This window comes from Marinovum sp. PR37, from assembly GCF_028807375.1.
GTDB classification, from domain to species: Bacteria; Pseudomonadota; Alphaproteobacteria; order Rhodobacterales; family Rhodobacteraceae; genus Marinovum; species Marinovum algicola.
The window spans coordinates 1-17571 of the sequence record NZ_JARAML010000045.1 but is presented as its reverse complement, the minus strand read 5'-3'; the positions used below and the strand labels follow the sequence as shown (position 1 = coordinate 17571).

At 62.8% G+C, this 17571-nt stretch carries 18 protein-coding genes and 1 pseudogene; 4 read left to right on the top strand and 15 right to left on the bottom strand.

Features of this window, described 5'->3' with window-relative positions:
- Positions 1–20: 20 nt before the first annotated feature.
- The gene (locus PVW49_RS22940) at positions 21–284 is read right to left on the bottom strand and encodes a hypothetical protein (protein WP_274591696.1); all 264 of its coding nucleotides are present in this window, start codon (positions 282–284) and stop codon (positions 21–23) included.
- A gap of 275 nt (positions 285–559) precedes the next feature.
- Here PVW49_RS22940 and PVW49_RS22935 point away from each other — a divergent pair.
- Together PVW49_RS22935 and PVW49_RS22930 are read left to right on the top strand one after the other, a co-directional pair.
- Positions 560–784 (top strand): annotated as a pseudogene (locus PVW49_RS22935) (IS256 family transposase); the annotation flags it as partial.
- Between the two features lie 96 nt (positions 785–880).
- On the top strand, positions 881–2482 hold the full coding sequence (locus PVW49_RS22930; RefSeq protein WP_274591695.1) for a transposase: 1602 nt from the start codon (positions 881–883) through the stop codon (positions 2480–2482).
- 205 nt (positions 2483–2687) lie between these two features.
- Here PVW49_RS22930 and PVW49_RS22925 read toward each other — a convergent pair whose 3' ends face one another.
- The 13 genes from PVW49_RS22925 to aldA all read right to left on the bottom strand — a co-directional run bounded on the left by PVW49_RS22925 (position 2688) and on the right by aldA (position 15932).
- On the bottom strand, positions 2688–3311 hold the full coding sequence (locus PVW49_RS22925) for a hypothetical protein (RefSeq protein WP_274591694.1): 624 nt from the start codon (positions 3309–3311) through the stop codon (positions 2688–2690).
- The gene (locus PVW49_RS22920; protein WP_274591693.1) at positions 3308–4117 is read right to left on the bottom strand and encodes an HpcH/HpaI aldolase family protein; all 810 of its coding nucleotides are present in this window, start codon (positions 4115–4117) and stop codon (positions 3308–3310) included. Before PVW49_RS22920 ends, PVW49_RS22925 begins: the two co-directional genes overlap by 4 nt.
- Positions 4114–5091, bottom strand: a complete 978-nt coding sequence (locus tag PVW49_RS22915) for a hydroxyacid dehydrogenase (RefSeq protein ID WP_274591692.1) — start codon at positions 5089–5091, stop codon at positions 4114–4116. Before PVW49_RS22915 ends, PVW49_RS22920 begins: the two co-directional genes overlap by 4 nt.
- A gap of 40 nt (positions 5092–5131) precedes the next feature.
- Entirely contained in the window at positions 5132–6139 is a 1008-nt protein-coding gene (locus PVW49_RS22910) for a GAF domain-containing protein (protein WP_274591691.1), read from the bottom strand.
- Between the two features lie 64 nt (positions 6140–6203).
- Complete coding sequence (locus PVW49_RS22905; protein ID WP_274591690.1) at positions 6204–7274, bottom strand: Gfo/Idh/MocA family protein; 1071 nt, start codon at positions 7272–7274, stop codon at positions 6204–6206.
- Positions 7275–7339: 65 nt separating this feature from the next.
- Complete coding sequence (locus PVW49_RS22900) at positions 7340–8224, bottom strand: hypothetical protein (protein WP_274591689.1); 885 nt, start codon at positions 8222–8224, stop codon at positions 7340–7342.
- Between the two features lie 177 nt (positions 8225–8401).
- The gene (locus tag PVW49_RS22895) at positions 8402–9715 is read right to left on the bottom strand and encodes a TRAP transporter large permease (RefSeq protein ID WP_274591688.1); all 1314 of its coding nucleotides are present in this window, start codon (positions 9713–9715) and stop codon (positions 8402–8404) included.
- A 34-nt stretch (positions 9716–9749) separates the two neighbouring features.
- Complete coding sequence (locus PVW49_RS22890; RefSeq protein ID WP_274591687.1) at positions 9750–10235, bottom strand: TRAP transporter small permease; 486 nt, start codon at positions 10233–10235, stop codon at positions 9750–9752.
- 65 nt (positions 10236–10300) lie between these two features.
- Positions 10301–11161, bottom strand: coding sequence for a hypothetical protein (locus PVW49_RS22885; protein WP_274591686.1), 861 nt, complete (start codon positions 11159–11161; stop codon positions 10301–10303).
- Between the two features lie 41 nt (positions 11162–11202).
- The gene (locus PVW49_RS22880) at positions 11203–12336 is read right to left on the bottom strand and encodes a Gfo/Idh/MocA family protein (protein ID WP_274591685.1); all 1134 of its coding nucleotides are present in this window, start codon (positions 12334–12336) and stop codon (positions 11203–11205) included.
- Between the two features lie 115 nt (positions 12337–12451).
- Positions 12452–13453 carry a TRAP transporter substrate-binding protein gene (locus tag PVW49_RS22875; RefSeq protein ID WP_274591684.1) on the bottom strand — a complete coding sequence of 334 codons (1002 nt, stop codon included), beginning with the start codon at positions 13451–13453 and terminating at the stop codon, positions 12452–12454.
- Positions 13454–13519: 66 nt separating this feature from the next.
- Positions 13520–14242 (bottom strand): FadR/GntR family transcriptional regulator, encoded by a 723-nt coding sequence (locus tag PVW49_RS22870; RefSeq protein ID WP_274591683.1) that lies wholly within the window; start codon positions 14240–14242, stop codon positions 13520–13522.
- 208 nt (positions 14243–14450) lie between these two features.
- Positions 14451–15932, bottom strand: a complete 1482-nt coding sequence (gene aldA, locus PVW49_RS22865; RefSeq protein ID WP_274591682.1) for an aldehyde dehydrogenase — start codon at positions 15930–15932, stop codon at positions 14451–14453.
- A 401-nt stretch (positions 15933–16333) separates the two neighbouring features.
- Here aldA and PVW49_RS22860 point away from each other — a divergent pair, with 401 nt between their 5' ends.
- Positions 16334–16480, top strand: a complete 147-nt coding sequence (locus PVW49_RS22860) for a hypothetical protein (protein WP_274591681.1) — start codon at positions 16334–16336, stop codon at positions 16478–16480.
- A 13-nt stretch (positions 16481–16493) separates the two neighbouring features.
- Positions 16494–16775 carry a Gfo/Idh/MocA family oxidoreductase gene (locus PVW49_RS22855; RefSeq protein WP_274591680.1) on the top strand — a complete coding sequence of 94 codons (282 nt, stop codon included), beginning with the start codon at positions 16494–16496 and terminating at the stop codon, positions 16773–16775.
- A 401-nt stretch (positions 16776–17176) separates the two neighbouring features.
- Here PVW49_RS22855 and PVW49_RS22850 read toward each other — a convergent pair whose 3' ends face one another.
- A complete protein-coding gene (locus PVW49_RS22850; RefSeq protein WP_274591679.1) occupies positions 17177–17470 on the bottom strand; it encodes a hypothetical protein in 294 nt (97 codons plus the stop codon).
- Positions 17471–17571 lie beyond the last annotated feature (101 nt).

The window sequence follows — 17571 nt, the reverse complement described above, 5'->3', positions numbered from 1 at the left end:
GCGACGGTTGAATCAGAAAATCAAATCATACGCAACTGTAGTATTAAAGGCAAGAAATGCCGCTCAGCGCGCCGTGTCTCACCTATAAGGGCAACGCGACACACTGCCATACAGTTTCCGGTCGCCTCGATCACCGCCTCATCTGTTTTCTTCAATTGCCTGCCAAACCCCTCCAGCGCCGTGTAGGTCATCTCGATTCGGCCTTCGTGCCGGGTCAGACCATTTTCCCAGACCACCACTTCCCCAAAGGTGCGGTGGATATCGATACCGATCACGCGTCGCATGCGCGCCTCCCTTGCCAGTGACAAAAAAGCGGGAGCGGCGGGCGACACGACAACTACGGATTCGCGCTCTCGGCGGCCGCCACCGAAGGCGCCACCGGTTCAAGCCCGGTGGCGGCGGGCGAGTCACAGAGGCGGCCAGCTACTAACACGAGCTCGCAGCTCAACGTGCGGATCGGCCTGCCCGCACCATCGTGCTCCCGGTGCCTCTGTCCCGGATGCTCGCAGCATACACGCTGATCCGAGAATCAGGGCCGAACATCGGCACCGCGATCTGCATACCGGTTACGAACCCGATCGAGAGCACCTTCGCCACCGTCCGTCACCGCCCCGGCAAGACCAGGGGTTGCCTGAGCCGGAAAACCGGCCTCGCGATGGCGTTCCGGCTCATGATGTCGGCGCAGTCGAAATGGCGGAAGCTCGACGGCGCGAACCGCTTACCAGAGATCATTCAGGGGATTGCCTTCGAAGACGGCATCAAGCAACTTCCAACCGCCGCCTGATCACACCGTCACCAACTTTCGACGGGGCGGTAAAAAGTGGATTCCTGTTTTGGGAACAGGCCGGTACACTTGGCCAGGATTACGATACGAGATCGATTGACCGGGGATTTGTTCGATCGCTGGTCGGACATGAGCCCCAAAAGACGGGCGCTGCTGGAACGCTCCTGGGCGGGGGTCTTTCGCAAGCATCTGCTTGACGAGCTTCCGGTGCAGGCGTTGGCAAAAGGGCTGACAGTACGGGTCGGGCGCCCATCGAAGGACCTGCATGTTGTCTTGGGAGCGCTGATCCTGCAGCAGATGTTCGATCTGACCGACAAGGCTGCGGTTGAGGCTTTGGCCTTCAATCTGGCCTGGCATTACGCGCTCGATATCCGAAGCGAGAGCGATTGCTACTTCTGCGAGAAGACCTTGCGAAATTATCGAGCTCAGGTCGTGGAAGGCGGGCTGGACGAGGTGCTTTTCCGCCACCTGACGGACAAGCTGATTGCATCATTCGATGTCGATACGTCGCGGCAACGCATCGATTCCACCGCCCTGCGGTCGGCCATGCGCAATTTGACCCGCCTGGGGGTTGTGGTCGAGACGATCTCGAAATTCGTCCGGGCCCTGGCCCGCCTGCATCCCGATCTGCATGCTCAGGTCGAAGCCGGGATCATCGGTCGTTACGTAGACCGGGAGGGTGAAGGATGCTTTGCCAGCACCATGCCCAGCATTTCCCGGCGCAGACTGTCCGAAACCGGTCCTGATCTACTCGGTCTTGTCGAGCAGTTTCGCGGAACCGCCGGAGCCTTGTTGCCCGAATTCGCCTTGCTGGAACAGGTGTTGAAAGACCAGTTCGATCTGAGCGACACAGAGGATGCCGGGACGGCGCGCTGCGCGCTCCCACGGGCGCCGAAAGACATACCCTGCGACACGGTCGGCAATCCTGCCGATCCCGACGCCAGCTACAACGCGCGCAAGGGCATGGGGTATGCGGCCCAGTTCGTAGAAACCTATCGCGAAGACAATTCTGCGGAGGCCTGGGAGGATGCGCCGGACCTGATTACGCATGTGGCCGTGCACAAGATGACCGTCCACGACGGGCCCCGCGTTCCTGACGCCCTGGACGATCTGGCGAACCGCCACCTGCTGCCCGACAGACTTATGGGCGACACGGCTTATGGCGGCCCGGTCAACATCGCTTTTGCCACGCAGATCGGCGTATCCTTGGTGGCCCCGATCTGCAGTGCCAAAGGCCGTGCGCAAGGCAATTTCACTCTGGAGGATTTTGCCCTGTGCGAAGATGGCCGCGTTGCGCGCTGCCCTCAGGGCGCCGAGCCTGTCGCCACCTCGCGGTCAGAGGCCAAATTGCAGGCAAGCTTCGATCTGACCTTGTGCCGGACCTGTTCGGAAAAGCATCGCTGCCCAGTCAAACCCGACCGGCAGACAGGCGATGTCGGGCGTTTCCAATATGACCCGAGCCGGATCGAGACCCGCGCACAGCGTCTTTATCAACAAAGCGATGCATTCCACGACATATACCAATGGCGCGCCGGCATCGAGGCCAGCATCGCCCGCCTGAAACATCAGATGAACCTTGCCCATCTGCGCATCCGCGGCATGCCCGCGATGCGCTATGTCACCCAACTGCGCGCACTGGGGCTAAACATCTTCAGATGTACAAAATTCGTGGGGATCGACCAACCCGCCCGACCATGATGATCCATAGATCATCAACGCGACAATCCGGAAGCCGCTTCGGACACCGCGCTGAACGGAACCAAGAAAAAAACCATCGCAAACGCATCGATCATAACCGCGAACCAGTGGCGTCCCGCTGGCGTTTTACCGCCCCGTCAACTTTCGGGCGTAGCTCGACGGCAAGGGCCGCTAACCAGTGGCGAGGGCAGCTCAGTCGCCAAGTTTAGCCGGTCGCTACAGTGTGCTTCGCGTAAAGCGGGATGATGTCCCGGCTCCAGACCAGATCCGCGCCCGCGATCACTTCCGTCAGGCTCAACCGGGGGAAAAACACCTCTTCGATCGGGCCGTCATGGGGCCGGCACTCCTCCACCCGGGAAATCAGCCCACAGTCGCGCACCGGGGTGAATCCCGTAGTGCGCTCGTATTGGTAGATCATGTCGAACCTTCCGGTGCTGACGCTGCCATCTGGAAGCTCGAGGCCTTCGGGGCAGGCGGTCCACGTGTGGGGCAGGCCGGGGGCGATGTCGATCAGGGTGCGCGGCGGCAACACATAGAGGACTCCGGCGAGTTCCAGCAGACCTACACCGTTCATGACAAGAATGCGCTCGGCCAGAAGTTCCGGTTCGCCGCTGACAGGGTTCTCGCCGATATGGACATGACGCGGCATCCTGTATTCAGTGCAGAACGGGATCATGCCGAACTGCCCTTCAAACGGCCGGCCGCCGCGCGAAAGCTCGTGCATCTCCAAGGTGAACTGCGGGAAGGGGGTCTTGATGCCGGCTCCGGTGCCATGCACCACGCGAGAGCCGTTGGGCAGGTCGAACCCCCAATTTCGATGATCCTTCATGCCACCGCTCCCGTTCCGGCCGGTGCCCGCCGAAGGGCGCCCCACCGGCGGGTGCGAGAGGAGAGCTCGGCCGCCAGCATCCTGTAGTCCATGCCGATCAGGAGGAAATCCGCTTTCACCTCGGGCAAACCCTCGATCGCCTCCGGCGTGGCAACGCCGGCGAGACCGAAGAACACGCTGGCCTTGTGCGCGGCATGAGAGACGGCGCGGAAGGCGTTGCGCATCTCTTCGGCCTCCATGTCACCGGGCACGCCGAGTTCGACAGAGAGATCGGTGGCGCCGATGAGCAGCCCGTCGAGGCCGGGGGTGGCGGCGATCCGATCTAGGTCCTCCAGCGCGCCGCGGGATTCGATCATCGCGATCGCCAGGGTTTCGCGGATTCCTTCGTTGATCAACTCGGCCGTCGGCCTGGCGGGATAGCCCAGCTGCGGGGACGCCCCGCCCCAGGACCGGTTTCCGACGGGGGGATATTTGCATTGCGAGACCAGCAACTGAGCGTCCTCGGCGCTGTCGACATGGGGCATGATGATCCCTTGCACGCCGCTGTCGAGATAGCGGCTGGCTTCCGGCACGGCGCTTTTGTCCAGCCGCACCAGCGGGGTCACGCCGACCGAGGAGAGGTAGTTCGCCATCATGCCGACCTCCGAGGCTGACATCAGGCTGTGTTCGAGGTCGATGAACGCCCAGTCGAGGCCGAACTGCTGTGCAAATCTCGGGATGAAGGGGTTGGCGGGCAGTCCGATGCCGAGGCCGAGCGCGGTTTGCTTGCGGCGCATCTTTTGCGCCAGGGTATTGGCGGTTTTCATGACGGAACCCTTTCCTGCAGGATTTCTGGATTGACGAGGTGATGCGGCCGGCGGCCTTCGAGCACGGCGATGACGTCGCTGACGCTGGCGGCGAAGATCCGGTCCATGGCGCCCTTGGTGGTGGCCAGCGCATGCGGTGAGACCACGCAGTTCGGCAGTGCAAAGATCGGATGGCCGGTGTCCGGTGGCGCCGGATCGAAGACGTCGAGACCGACGCCGCCCAGTTGCCCGGAGATCAGGCCGTGGTGGAGCACGTCGAGGCTTTCGACGACGCCGCCGCGCGAAAGGTTGATCAGCAGGCAGTCGGGTTTCAGCGCGCGGATCGCGGTCGCGTCGATGAGGCCGGTGGTCTCCGGGTTTTGCGGGCAATGCAGCGAGAGGATGTCCGAGCGCGCGTAGAGTTCGTCCAGCGATACCCGCGTGACGTCGCGCGCCTCGAAGGCCTCTTGCGGCGCGAATGGATCATGCGCGGCGACGCTCATGTTGAAGGGCCGCGCCATCTCGGCAAGGATTTGCCCGATCTGGCCGAAGCCCAGGATGCCCAGCTTCTTGCCATCGAGATCGCCGCCTTGCCGGGTGTAGCGCGCGTGCCAGTCGCCGGCCTTCAGCCCGTCGTTCCATTCCGGGAGGCGTTTGACGAGGGCCAGCATGAAGGTCATCGCCGCTTCGGCCACCGCGCGGGATCCGGCCCCCGGCGTATTGGTCACGGCAATGCCACGGGCGGTTGCATGGGCCACATCCACGCTGTCATACCCCACGCCTGTGCGGGCGATCAGTTTCAGCCAGGGGGCGGCGTCGATCACTTTCGCAGTCACCGGCGCGGCGCCGCGCACGATCAGAGCCGTCTTGTCGCCGATCCGTTCGATCAGCGCGCTCTCTGTCAGTTCGTCGAGAAGATGCAGGCGCGCGTGTGGCTGCAAGGCCGCCTCCGCCTCGGGGCTGAGATGCGCGGTCAGTAGGATGTCTTGGCTCATTAGCGTGTCTCTGATGTGGGGTGAAGGGTTTGCGGCAGCCTCAGTTCAGGCGGGGCCCGGGAGCGGCGGTTCCCGGCTTCGGAGTCGCGCGCCCGGTCGGCGCGAAGTGCTTGCCGACCTTGCGTTTCATCGTCGCACGGCTGATGTCCAGAAGCTCGGCCGCGGCGGTCACATTGCCCTGCGTGCGCAGCAGGGTGCGGCGCAGGACCGCTCGTTCAGCCCGCGCGAAACCGTCGCTGTCGCAGGGCTCGAACAGGTCGCTGGCGGGAATGCCCCGGGCGAGGGCGGGCGCATCGATTTCTCTGCCGGTGCGCACCGCCCGGGTGGCGCCGACAATCACGTCGTCGCCGTCGATCGCAAGTAGGCTCAAACCCGGGCCTGACGGGTTTTCGGCGGTAACGATGCGGCAGCCGGGGTGGGCCTTGACGAAACAGGCTTTCTCGATGTCCCGGGCCACAGAGATCGCGAGATGAAGCAGAGCGCGGGTGGCGAATGCGTCTTCGGCGGCGCGGCTCAGAAGCGACAGGTTGAGCGCGCCCGCCAAGTGACCCTCGGGACCGAAGATCGGCGCGGCGACGCAGGCCATCGGATCCTCCGGCAGAAAGAAGTGTTCGTCATGGCGGATCGACACCGGGCGTTCGGACACAAGGCAGGTGCCGACGCCATTGGTGCCGCTCTGTTCCTCGCTCCAGTCGAAGCCGGGAGAAAGACCGAGGTGGTCGAGGCGCTCCGGGTCGGTGCCGTGCCCGCTCGCGTCAAGAACGATGCCGTCTGCACCGGTGACCAGGGAGCATGCGCTCTGGCCGCCGAAGACCTTCTTGAGGTCTCGCAAGCCCTGCTGAAAGCTGTCGACCAGAGGCCCAGTGCCGTGACGGGCCAGCGACAGTTCCTGCGCAGATAGCCTCCGCGGCCCGGTCGGCGCGGCCGGGTCCAACCTGTGGCGCAGCATGCAGCGGTGCCAGGACGCCACCAGTTCCGATCTTGCGGCGCCGTCGGACTGCACCTGCGTCATGACCTTGTTCGCGTGTTCGCGCATGGCTGTGACCATTCTTTCCTCCCTGAGTTCGTGGCGTCGTGGTCCATCCCCGACGCGTTCCGCTGCGGTTAGACTGTCAGACGGTGGCCACCCGCAGCGGGCGCCCGCCATCCCGCATGCTCTGATCGATGGCGGTGGCGATGTTCAGCGCGGCGATCCCGTCCTCCAGCGTCGGCAGCCGCCGCGAGCCGGAGAGAATGTCTTCGGCAAAGGCCTGCAGCGGTTGCAGATAGCCGTTCTGCGCGATGGACTGGAACTCTGGGGCGCTGATGTTGGAGTAGTTCGGCTCCAGGTACTGAGCGAAAGACGGGGTCTCCTTCTGCATCTGGGTGGTGTCGCTTGCCGACTTGTCCAAGGGCGGGCCTTGCCAGGTCAGCTGCCGGTGATTTTCCAGGGTGACGACGTTCTGATTGCTGCGGATCTCCATGTGTTCGGCGCCTTTGGCCGACCAGAAGCCCATCGAGCTGAGAAAGAACTGCCCGATCGCCCCACTGCGGAAACGCACATTGGCCGAGATGTCGGCCTGTCCCTCCGCCAGCTCGACCAGATAGGCCGAGACCTCCTCGATCTCGCCCATCATGGTGCGGGCCATGTCGAAGCCGTGGATTGCACCGACCGCGAGCAGAGCCCAAGTCTTCGCCCGGTGGCCGCCGGCAAAGCGGAAGTGGAAGTAGTTCGGCGTGCCGAACCCTTCTCCGCAAGTGATCTCCCTGACGCGCCGGTAATGGGCCGAGAACCGCTTGTTAAAGGACACTGCCGCAATCAATGCAGGATGGTCGCTCACGGTCTGGCGCAGGGTCTCGGCGTCATCCTCGCTCATCACGATAGGCTTTTCCACGTAAACATGCACCCCGGCCTGCAACAGCGTGTTGGCCAGCTTCGGTTGCAGGCCGGGGTAGGTCACCAACAGAACGGCCTCCGGCCTGGCCTCCTTAAGCAGGCTCTCGTGGCTGTCGTGATACTCGGACAGACCGAAGCGGCGGGCGGCAGCCTGGGCGCGGCCGGCATCGGGGTCGCAGACCCCTACAACGTGGAAATCGTCTATGAAGCCGACGGCGTTGTGAAGCACGGAGGTTGCATGTTCACCGCATCCGATCAGGCCAAGGCGGACCCGAGGGCGATCTTCCATGGGAAGGGAATGTTTCACTGTTTACTCCTGTAAGGTGCCTGGGCCGGTGCGCTTGCCGCAGATCGTTCGCGCTCTGGAAAGGCTCAGTCGAATGTCCGGACGACCGAAGCGATCTCGTCATCCGAAAGCCGGATGAAATCCTGGCTGGCGATCAGCCGGTCGAATTCCGAGGTGAAGCAGAGATCGAAGCCCAGCGGGACGTCATCGCGCGACCAATGCCTGTCGGCCGGGGCGATCAGCGTATCGGCGCCAAACTCCCAACCGATGTCATAGACACGTTCTGGATGGGTGCCGAGGAACACCAGCTTGCCTTTGTAGGTGCCGTGGACACTGAAGATGTTGGGCACCACCTTGTCGATCGTCCAGCCTTGGGCGGCCAGCGCCTCGCGCGCGATGAGCTCGAGGATCTTGGGGTCAAAGTTTATCACTAGGTTGCAGTGCAGGTGGATGATGTCGGGGTCCATGATCATGTTCAGCGTCTGCTTCCAGTGCCGCGAGCGGAAGTAGCGACGGATTTCCGCCTCCTCCTCGACACCGACGATCTTGAACGGAAATTGCTGGTGGAACTCGTCCAGCACCGCCTTGCCCCAGTGGAGGATGTTCTGGCCGTCCTGTGCCCGGTCATGGTCCATCGGGGCCAGCGTGCATCCCGCCTTGTAGCGGAAGAACAGGTCGAAATGCGGCAGCCCGTCGGGATGGATGTTGTGCAGGGCCGCGACCTCGGCCGTCGCGCTGGGGGTCAGGTAGTCGATGCGGCGCAGCAATGGCTGGCCGCGCCGGGCGAAATAGGCCTCGAAGATCGCATTGAGCGAGTCGGGGTGGATGCAGGTGTCGGCGTAGATATGCGAGTGCCAGACATCGCCCTCGAGATCGGCGAGAAAGCCGGTCCAGTGGTCCGAGGCGAAATAATCGGCCACGGCTCTGGCGTGGGCGGTCATGGCATCGGTGTCAGGGGAATGGGTGTTCATGTCGGTTCCTTCGGCATGCGGGGGCCTGTGCACCCGGAGCGCGGCGCTCGGGCGTCAGGGTCTGATTGGGGTTTGGCAAAAGTGGCCGGCTGGCGATCAGTGCGGGGCCGGCCCGGGCGGCGCACCGCCTGGCGGTGGCCTGGCGTGGCGGGGGGCGGGCGGGGTTCTGACGGGGCATCACTGGAACACCGCGTTGGGCAGCCATTGCGACAGGGCCGGAATGGCGGACAGAGCAAGGAGGCAGACCAGCATGACGCCGTAGAAGGGCAGGATGACGCGCAGGATGGCCGCGATCTTGAGGCCGCTGACCGAGGCGACGGCAAAGATGCTGAGCCCGAAGGGCGGGGTCATCATCCCCAGCATGGTGTTGAACACGATCACGATGCCCAGCTGCTCGGGCTGGATGCCCAGGCTCTGAGCGATGGGCAGCAGGATCGGCGTCAGCAGGATGATGATCGTCAGCCCGTCGATGAACATTCCCACGGCTATCAGCAGCAGGTTGATGATCAGGAAGAAGATCAGCGGGTTGTCTCCGATGTTGCCGAAGACCGAGGCCGCGTATTCGCTGACGCCCTCGTTCACCATGATCGTGGAATAGAGCGACCCGGCGGCGAGGAGCGTGACCACGGCGGCGGAGCTAATGATCGTCGACCGGAAGGAGAGCCAGATTTTGTGCACCCCGAAGCGCCCGTAGAGCATCGCCAGGACCAAGGTGTAGAGTACCGCCGCGGCGCCGACCTCGGAGGGGCTCATGATCCCGAAGAGCATGCCGCCCGTGATCGCCGGCATGATGCCGAGCACTGGCAGCGCAATCATCAGGTCGCGGCGGAACGAGGTCGCAGGCGCCGAGGGCGGTTCGGGCGGGGTCTCCGCGGCCGGGACCGCTGCGGCCGCCTGCCTGCGCTGCAACATCCAGATGTAGATGGTCACGAAGAGATAGAGGATGAAGGCGATGGTCACCGCCGGCACCACCCCGGCGATCAGCATCCTCACGCTCGAGCTGTTTGCCGCGATGGCATAGACCAGCAGCGGAATGCTGGGAGGAAAGATTGGGCCGATGGTCGCGCTGGCCATGGTCAGCCCGGCGGCAAAGGGTTTGCTGATTCCCTCGCGGCCGGCGGCATTGACCAGCATCCGCCCGGTGGCGCCGATGTCGGCGATGGCCGATCCCGACATGCCGGAGAAGACCAGGCTGAGGATCACGTTGAGCCGCAGCGAATAGCCGAACTTTTCCCGGAACATGCGGCGGGTGATCGTGATCATGTCGCCGGCAAAGCCGAACCGGCTGAGCAGCTCACCCATGAAGATGAACATCGGGATGGCAATCAGGGTGAATGAATTCAGGGTCTTGTACATCGTGTAAGGCACGATTGTCAGGGGAAAGCCGTTCACCCAGAAATAGCCGAAAGCAATCCCGATCAGCGCAAGCACGATCGGTACCTGCAAGATCATCAGGACCGCGAAGGCCAGTATGATTGTGAGTGCCACCATTGTTGCGAAGCTCCAGGAATAGATATGTGCCGGGTCAGTGGCTGTCGGGGTCGGAGGGCGAGATCTCGTCGAGCAATGTCACCAGGATCCAACTGACGACGCCGTAGATCATGAGGTAGTAGACAAAGCGCACCGGGATACGGGCCGCGATGGAATATGTGCGCATCACGCTGGCCAGCATCTCGAAGGTGAAATAGGCAAGCATCGCGAGGACACAGACCGAGATGACCTTGGTGACGAGGTTCAGCACGGATCGTCCCCGCGGCCCCAGCGCAGCCGAAAGATAGTCGACCCGGAAATGCTGCCGCTCCCTTGCGGCGGTGGCCGCGCCGATGAACACCATCGCGATGACCGCAAACTGTGACAGTTCGATCGACCAAAGCGTCGGATTGTTCTGATACCGGGTGATGATCTGGATCACGACGCTCGCGGTGGCCACCAAAAGGGCCAGCGCCGCGAACACGGCGGCAAGCTCCGAGCTGAGCCTCAGAATGCTTTTCGCGATCAGTGATGCCGTCATTGCAGGCTTTCTCCCTGTCGGGGTCCGCGGCGGCAGTGGCCGCGGACCGGTGGTCTCGTTTCGGTTCAGAACTGCGCGGCGACCTCTTTCAGCTCGCTCTCCGTCAGCATCACATAGGGCACTGCCTCGAGGTCTTTCTGGATGTCCTGCACCGTCAGCAGGCGGACGATATCGTAGGGGCGGGCCTCAATGACGACCGAGGGATCATATTCCCATTCGATCTCGAGCACGGTTTCCGGCTGCTGCAGCAGGAAGGTGATCTTCTTGTACTCGAAGCTTTCGCCGGTCATCGCACCGCCGACGTCGCCGCGGAAAGTGATGTCGACCGCGCGGTCGACGACCCATCCCTTGTTGCGCAGCGCCTGGATGCCGCGCTTGGCGATTTCCTCGGGGTGCACGCCGACACGGGCGATCAAGTGGCCGTGCTTGTTGCGCTGCACGTTGTAGACCATCTGTTCGAGCAGCCGGTGCCACGCTTTGGACTCGAAGAAATCGTCGATCTGTTTCGCGGCCGCGTCATCCACCGGGCGGAAGTCGAACTGCTTGTAGTAGTTCGCCATGTAGGCGTCATCCCAGATGTCGATGTTCTTCTTGCCGATGGCTTTTTCCGGCGGCATGGGTTCGATGATCACCTCGGGGTTGAAGATCTGCATGATCTCAAAATGGCAGCGGGTTTCGGGCGCGATGTAGTAGCAGTTGGAAAACCCTGGACCTTCGCTGGTCAGCCAGATCGAGCGCCGCAGGTTTTCGCCGTGCTTGTCGAAATAGGCTTTCGTCAGGTATTTGAGGTTGGTCGGATGCACCGAGGCATCGACCGAAAGGTGCGCATGCCTGACGCCCTTGTCCAGTTCGATCTGGGACAGGAAGGACTTCCAGAAGTCGGAAGTGTAAAATTTGACAAGTTCTTGCTGGATAACTTTTTTCACGTCTTGCTCCTTGGGGATTCAGGGGGGATCCAGGGTGGGTTTCAGGCGGGTTCCCGCAGGGCGGGCTGTGGCGTCGCGGCCGTTTGCAGATCGACATAGGCGCCGTCCGACGCCATGCTTGTCTCGATCGCCAGCGCCGTCTTCAGCGCCCGTTCGGCATCACCAAGTCCAGGCCCGGTCTGGCGGCCGGACCGCAGGTCGGCGACGAAGGCTTCGATCCGCGCGAAATAGCCGTTCTGGTGGTTGCTCTGGTATTCGAGCATGCTGATGTTGCTGTAGTTCGGTTCGAGGTATTCCGCCGGTGCAGGGACCTCGATGCCGGCTTGGTGGGTGCTGCCGCTGTCGCGGATCGCGATCGGCGGTTTCTGCCAGGTGAACTCGCGCAGGTTGTCGAGGGTGATGAAATTCCGGTCTCCGCGCAATTCGAGGTATTCCGCCCCCTTGGCCGACCACAGCCCGAGCGAGCTGAGAAAGAAGTTGCCGACAGCGCCGCTGGCGAACTGCAGGTTGACGGCGATGTGCGCCTGTCCGGCCTGTTTCTGATAGGGCAAGGCCGAGACACGGGCGATATCGCCAAAGAGATGACGGGCGAGATCGAAGTAGTGGATGGCCCCGACGCGCAGCAGGTCGGTCGGTCCGTTGCGGTAGCCTCCGGCGAACTTGGCATAGAGATAGGAGGGCTTTCCAAAACTCTCGTTGGCGAGGATCTCCTTGATCCGGCAGATGTAAGGGGCGTAGCGCTTGTTGAACGAGACCGAGATGTTCAGCCCGGGCTGGGCCGCCGCAAGCTCGGACAGGCGGGCGAGGTCGTCGAGATTGGTGAAGAGCGGCTTTTCCACGAAGACGTGAAGCCCGGCCTCGAGGCAGGTCGCGGCGATATCGGCATGGACATGCGGCGGGCCGATGATCACGGCGGCCTCGGCGTTGGTTTTCGACAGCAGTGCGCCGAGATCGGTGAAATGCGGGCAGTTGCCGAACTGGCGCGCGGCATCGCGGGCCCGGGTCGGGTCGAGATCGCAGACCGCGACGACCTCGATATCGGGTATCAGCGAAAGCGCGGCGTGATTGACGACCCGTGCGTGTTCGCCACAGCCGACGAGAACGGTGCGTATCGGGCTTGGGGCTGAGGCGGGACGAAGGTCTGTTCCGTGGCTGGACATTGTTATGCGATCCAAGTTCGGTCACCTGCCGCCCACGCAGACCGCGCGACACAGCTTTCCCGGGCCACGGAGGTTGCATCCGTGGGTGGCAGGCGCCTGTTTCAGTTGAAGAGGTGAGGAAGAGTCGGAGTTACTTCATGCCGCGGATCGTCTCGATCCAGCTGCCCCAGGTCTCTTTGTGGGCGTCGTAGAAGTTTTCCGAGGTCTTGATGAAGGCGGCACGGTCTAGCCCTTCTTCCTCGCGGACGATGGTCACACCCTTGGAGACGAGGAAATCCTCGTATTCCGCCATCTTGCTGGGGTTGTAGTCGGTCTGGAACCAGGTCTTCGCCGTCTCGAAAGCCTCGGTCAGGGCGGCCTGCTGGGCCTCGGACATCCGGTTCCATTTGCCCGCGTTCATCCAGACGCCGGCGAAGGTCACGACGTGCTCGGTCTTCATGACGAACTTATTGACGTCGTAGATGCCCTTGCCGACGATGTCATGCCACTGGTTTTCCTGGCCCTCGATGACGTTGGTCAGGATGGCCGAGACGGTCTCCGAGCTCGACATCGGAACCGGGACGGCGCCGAAGGTCTGCCACATGTCGCTCCAGTGCTTCGACGGGATGACCCGCATCCGCTTGCCGTCAAGCTCGGCGGGCGAATGCACCGGTTCCTTCATGGTCAGGTCACGGACGCCGAAGTTGAAGAAACCCAGCAGATAGATGTTGTCGTCGAGCATTCTGGCGCGGATTTCCTTGATCACCGGGCTCTCCTGCGCCGACACCTTGTCGAAATGAGCGTCGGATTCGATCAGGTAGGGCGCCTCGAGGATCGAGATCCATGGCACCACGTCGGAGGCGAGGGTCGGTCCGACCTGGGTGATGTCGGCGATTCCGGCGCGCACCGGTTCGAGACTGTAGCCGGCAAGCGTGCCACCGGGGTGGACGTTGATCTTGATCGACCCGTCCGAGAGTTCCGCGGCGTATTCGGAGAACTTCTTGGCGAAGGCAATCTGCGCCTCGGCGGGGCCAGCGGTGTCGGAATAATTCAGGGTGATCGGCTTGTCTTCGGCCGCCGCAGCCAACGGCGCGGCCGCGGCAAGCGTCACTGCGAGAATGCTGCCGGTGATGGATCTGGTGATGGTCTTCATGATGTCCTCCCTTGGTGAATGGTCCGGACCGGTGGCTCTTGCCTCGGTGCCGGGTGGTGACGCCGGTTACTCCCGTCCGGCGATGTCGTGCAGATGCCTTTCGACCTCGAGTCGGTCGTTGAAGTCGAAATGCTCTCTCAACCGCCGCTCTGCCTCGTCCTCGTCCTTCAGGACGATGGCCTTGTAGACCAGCAGGTGAACTTCGATCAGCGCGGGCACATGCTCCTCGCGCACGTTGGATTGCTGGCGACGCCACAGGAAGCTGTGGCTCATCAGTTCGGAAATTGCTTGGTACACGGTGTTCAGTGACGGACTGTGGCTGGCCCTGACCAGCGACGAATGAAACCGGACCTCCGCCTCGGTGCCGGCCACCGGATCCAGAGCGGTTTCTTTCAGCAGCACAAGCCCCTGTTTCAGGTCATCCAAGTCGGCCGGTTTTGCCTGGCTGCAAGCCAGCCGGACCGCCTGGCACTCGATCGCGATGCGGGCCTGGATGATGTCGGAAAAGGCCCTGTCGTTCTGCGCCAGGAAAAAGGTGAAGTACTCGGAAAAGGCGTCGATGCTCATCCGGGCGACATAGGTGCCGTCGCCCTGCCGGGTGTCCAGCACGCCGAGGATGGCAAGCGATCTGACCACTTCGCGCAACAGGGGGCGACCGACATCCAGATGCTTGGCAAGCTCGCGTTCGTTGAGCAGCCGGTCGCCCGGTTTCATCTCTCCCATGATGATGGCGTTGCGGAAGTACGCCACGATCTTTTCCGACTTCGACATGGTCTGGTTCATCGACATTTAAACCCCTTACCTTGGTAAGACCAATTTCGCATGCAGATTTCTGTTCTGTCAAACGGTTTCGTTAACTATTTTAATTGTTATATTACAGTGCGTTGCTGAGTATCCGCTTGGACCGCGCCCCGTCTTAGGTGTGGGGCGCGGACTTTCGCTGAGGGTCGGCACGGTGGTCAGACGGGCCTGTGATCGGCGGTCGGCTCTGCCAGGGTCAGGCTTCCTGCAGATAGACAGTATGGGTCTCCATGTACTGGTAGAGGCCATGCTTGCCGTCGGCCCCGCCGATGCCGGATTTCTTGCGTCCGGCATGAAACCCCTGCATCGCCTCGAAGTTCTCGCGGTTGACGTAGGTCTCGCCGAAGCGCAGCTCGCGGCAGGCCTTCAGCACCGCGTTGACGTTGCTCGTATAGAGCGAGGAGGTCAGGCCGTACTGCGTGTCATTGGCCAGCGCGATGGCCTCGTCGAGACTGTCCACCGCGCGGATCGGCAGGACCGGCCCGAAGGTCTCGCTGACCATCACCTCGGCGTCATCCGGCACCTCGGTCAGCAGCGTCGGTTGGAAATGATGCCCGGGCCGGCTGGTGTCGGGCTTGCCACCGGTGACGATGCGCGCGCCACCTGCGGCGGCCGCGTCGACGATGGCGGCAATCCGGTCGACGGCCGCGCCGGTGACCAGCGGCCCCATGTCGAGGCCGTCTTCCTGCGACGGGTCGCCGTAGCGGGTGTTTGCCATCAGCTCTGTCAGCTTCTCGACCAGCGCGTCGTGCACCTCGCGTTCGACATAGACCCGTTCGGCGCAGTTGCAGACCTGGCCGGTATTGATCACCCGGGACTGGTGGATGGCCCTTGCCGCAAGGTCGAGGTCGGCATCAGCCAGCACGATGGCCGGGGCCTTGCCGCCAAGCTCGAGGTTCACGCGGGTGAGATTTGCGGCCGCCGCCTGCATGATCTTCTGACCGGTCGGCACGCTTCCGGTAAAGGACACCATGTCGACGTCCGGGTGGCTCGCGATGGCATCGCCGCAGGTGCCGCCGTCGCCCGCGACGAGGTTGAAGACCCCGGCCGGCAGGTCGAGCTCGGCCACCAGGTCGGAAAAGGCGAAGGCGTTGAGCGGCGTCAGCTCGCTGGGCTTCATCACGACGGTATTGCCTGTGACCAGCGCCGGCGCAAGTTTGCGCGCGATGAGGAAGAAGGGGAAGTTCCAGGGCAGGATGGCCCCGACCACGCCGAGCGGCTTGCGCGTCAGCAGCATGGTCTCCTTCGGGCGGTCACTGGTGATGACCTCGCCCTCGATGCGGCGCGCCCATTCGGCCATGTAGTCGAGGTAGTCGGCGGTGAAGTTGACCTCCACCTCCGCCAGTGCCGAGACCTTGCCCTGTTCCTGCACCAGGATCGCGGCCAGATCCTCCACGTTGTCGCGGATCTTCGTCGCGATCTGGCGCAGGCTGGCGGCGCGTTCCGAGGCGGTCCGGCGCTCCCACTCCGGCTGCGCCGCGCGGGCGGCCACGACCGCCCTGTCCACGTCGGCGCGGGTGCTGGCCGGAACGTGGCCCAGCAGGTCGCCATTGGCCGGGTTGTGCACGGCGATGGTCACCTGCGGTGCCGGTTCAAAGGCGCCGTCGATGAAGTTGCGGCACGTTCGGGGTGCGGTGGCCAGCGATTGCGTATGCCACCAGTGATGGGTGTTTTTCATGATCTTCCCTCCCTGTCCTCTGTCGCGCCGAAACGCGGTTCAGTCCTGAAGGGAGGTATGCTGCTTCTGGGACGGTTGCTCACTATGGCCCCGAGATATCATGTTTCGAAGTGGCTCATTTCTGAGCCGGACTCGCCTGAGACATAGCGGTTTTTCGATACGGGCGACCGGCGCCGGCCGGGTCGCCGCTTGGACCGTCAACCGATCAGGCCTTCTTCCGCGCATCTCCTCGAGACGCCTGATTTGGAAACTCGATTTCGTGCGGATGGGCCCTGAATTCATGGGGTGTTCGCCTCGTAGGTGGGAATGCCGAGCTCGTCAGGCCACCGTGCAGGCGAAAGCGGCGGCGCAGTCCTGTCAAGGTCCTTGCCATCCCGACGCTGCCGCTTCTAATACCCGGCATGATCCTGCGCGCCCTTCTTTCCGCCGCCGCTCTGTCGGCATCCCTTGCCGGTGGCGCATATGTCCATCCGAATGTATTCATCGACGCCGCCTTCAAGATGCTGTTCGACGAGCCGGGCGTGCTCAAGCATCGACTGGGCCTATGACGAGTTCTCCTCGTTGATGTTGATCGAGGAGCATGGTCTCGACGCCGATGGCGACGGCACGCCCGAGCAGGCCGCGCTTGACGGCTATGCCGGGCGCGACGGCGACTGGGCGGCGGGCTTTCTGGGTGGGAAAAACGCATGGCATCAAGCCGTCATCGCGGACTTCATCGCGGCCGTCCGTCACGGCAGGCCGCCCATGGTCACAAGACGTGAGGCATTGATTTCGCAAGGCCTGATTGCTGCAATCGAGACATCATCGCGCGCCGGCCGACCTGTTGAGTTGGCAGGTCTTTGAGTGTGCGGAGAGGGGCAAGGTGACACAGGCGCATCGCCTCGAGCCGGCGTGACGCTGTACCGCTTCAATTCACAATTGAAACGATTGCCTGAATCTCTCCATGCACAGGCTCCGGGCTGATAGATCAAAATCACGTTGCCTGCGCTGCTCATATCGGCAGAACTGTCGAGGGTGTTGCTCTTATTTGCACGACAGGATCGCGAAATACGCCGAGGCCTTGCGCAGGATCTCGTGGGTCTGGCGCAGTTCGCGTTCTCACGCGCGAGCGCCTTCTTTGTCAATCTCAAAGCCAGCTTCGTCCGCACTGTGCGATAATTCGCCGTCGCAGCGAATGGCAGCAAAGTCGGGCCGCTCCGCACCGACGTTGGCCGTGGCTGAACGGCAGGAGTGGGCCGTCCGCTTCAGACCGACCAGTCTTGACCGGGAAAGTACACCCGGATGATCTGGAGCTCTGTCTCGAGAAATTCCACAAGGATGGTGGCCTGCCGCTTGTATCCGAATGTTCGAATGCCCTTTTCGGACGGATGTTTGGTGCCGATTTGCGCACCGGAACCGGCGACTTTTTCCAGCCACGTGAGTATGGCGTCAGACCATACGAGCGCAAACTCTGTGCCCCGGATTTCAGAAAGGTAAACCGTTCGGCGCTGGATGTCGGCAAGCGCCTTCTCGTTAAGTAGCAGGGATTTTGGCGTCATGTCCGGAGGGCAGTGCGAAGCCTTGCGCGCGCTTCGGCCGGATCGACGAGGATCTCGCCGAGCTATGCCCGAAAGTTGGTGACGGTGTGATCAGGCGGCGG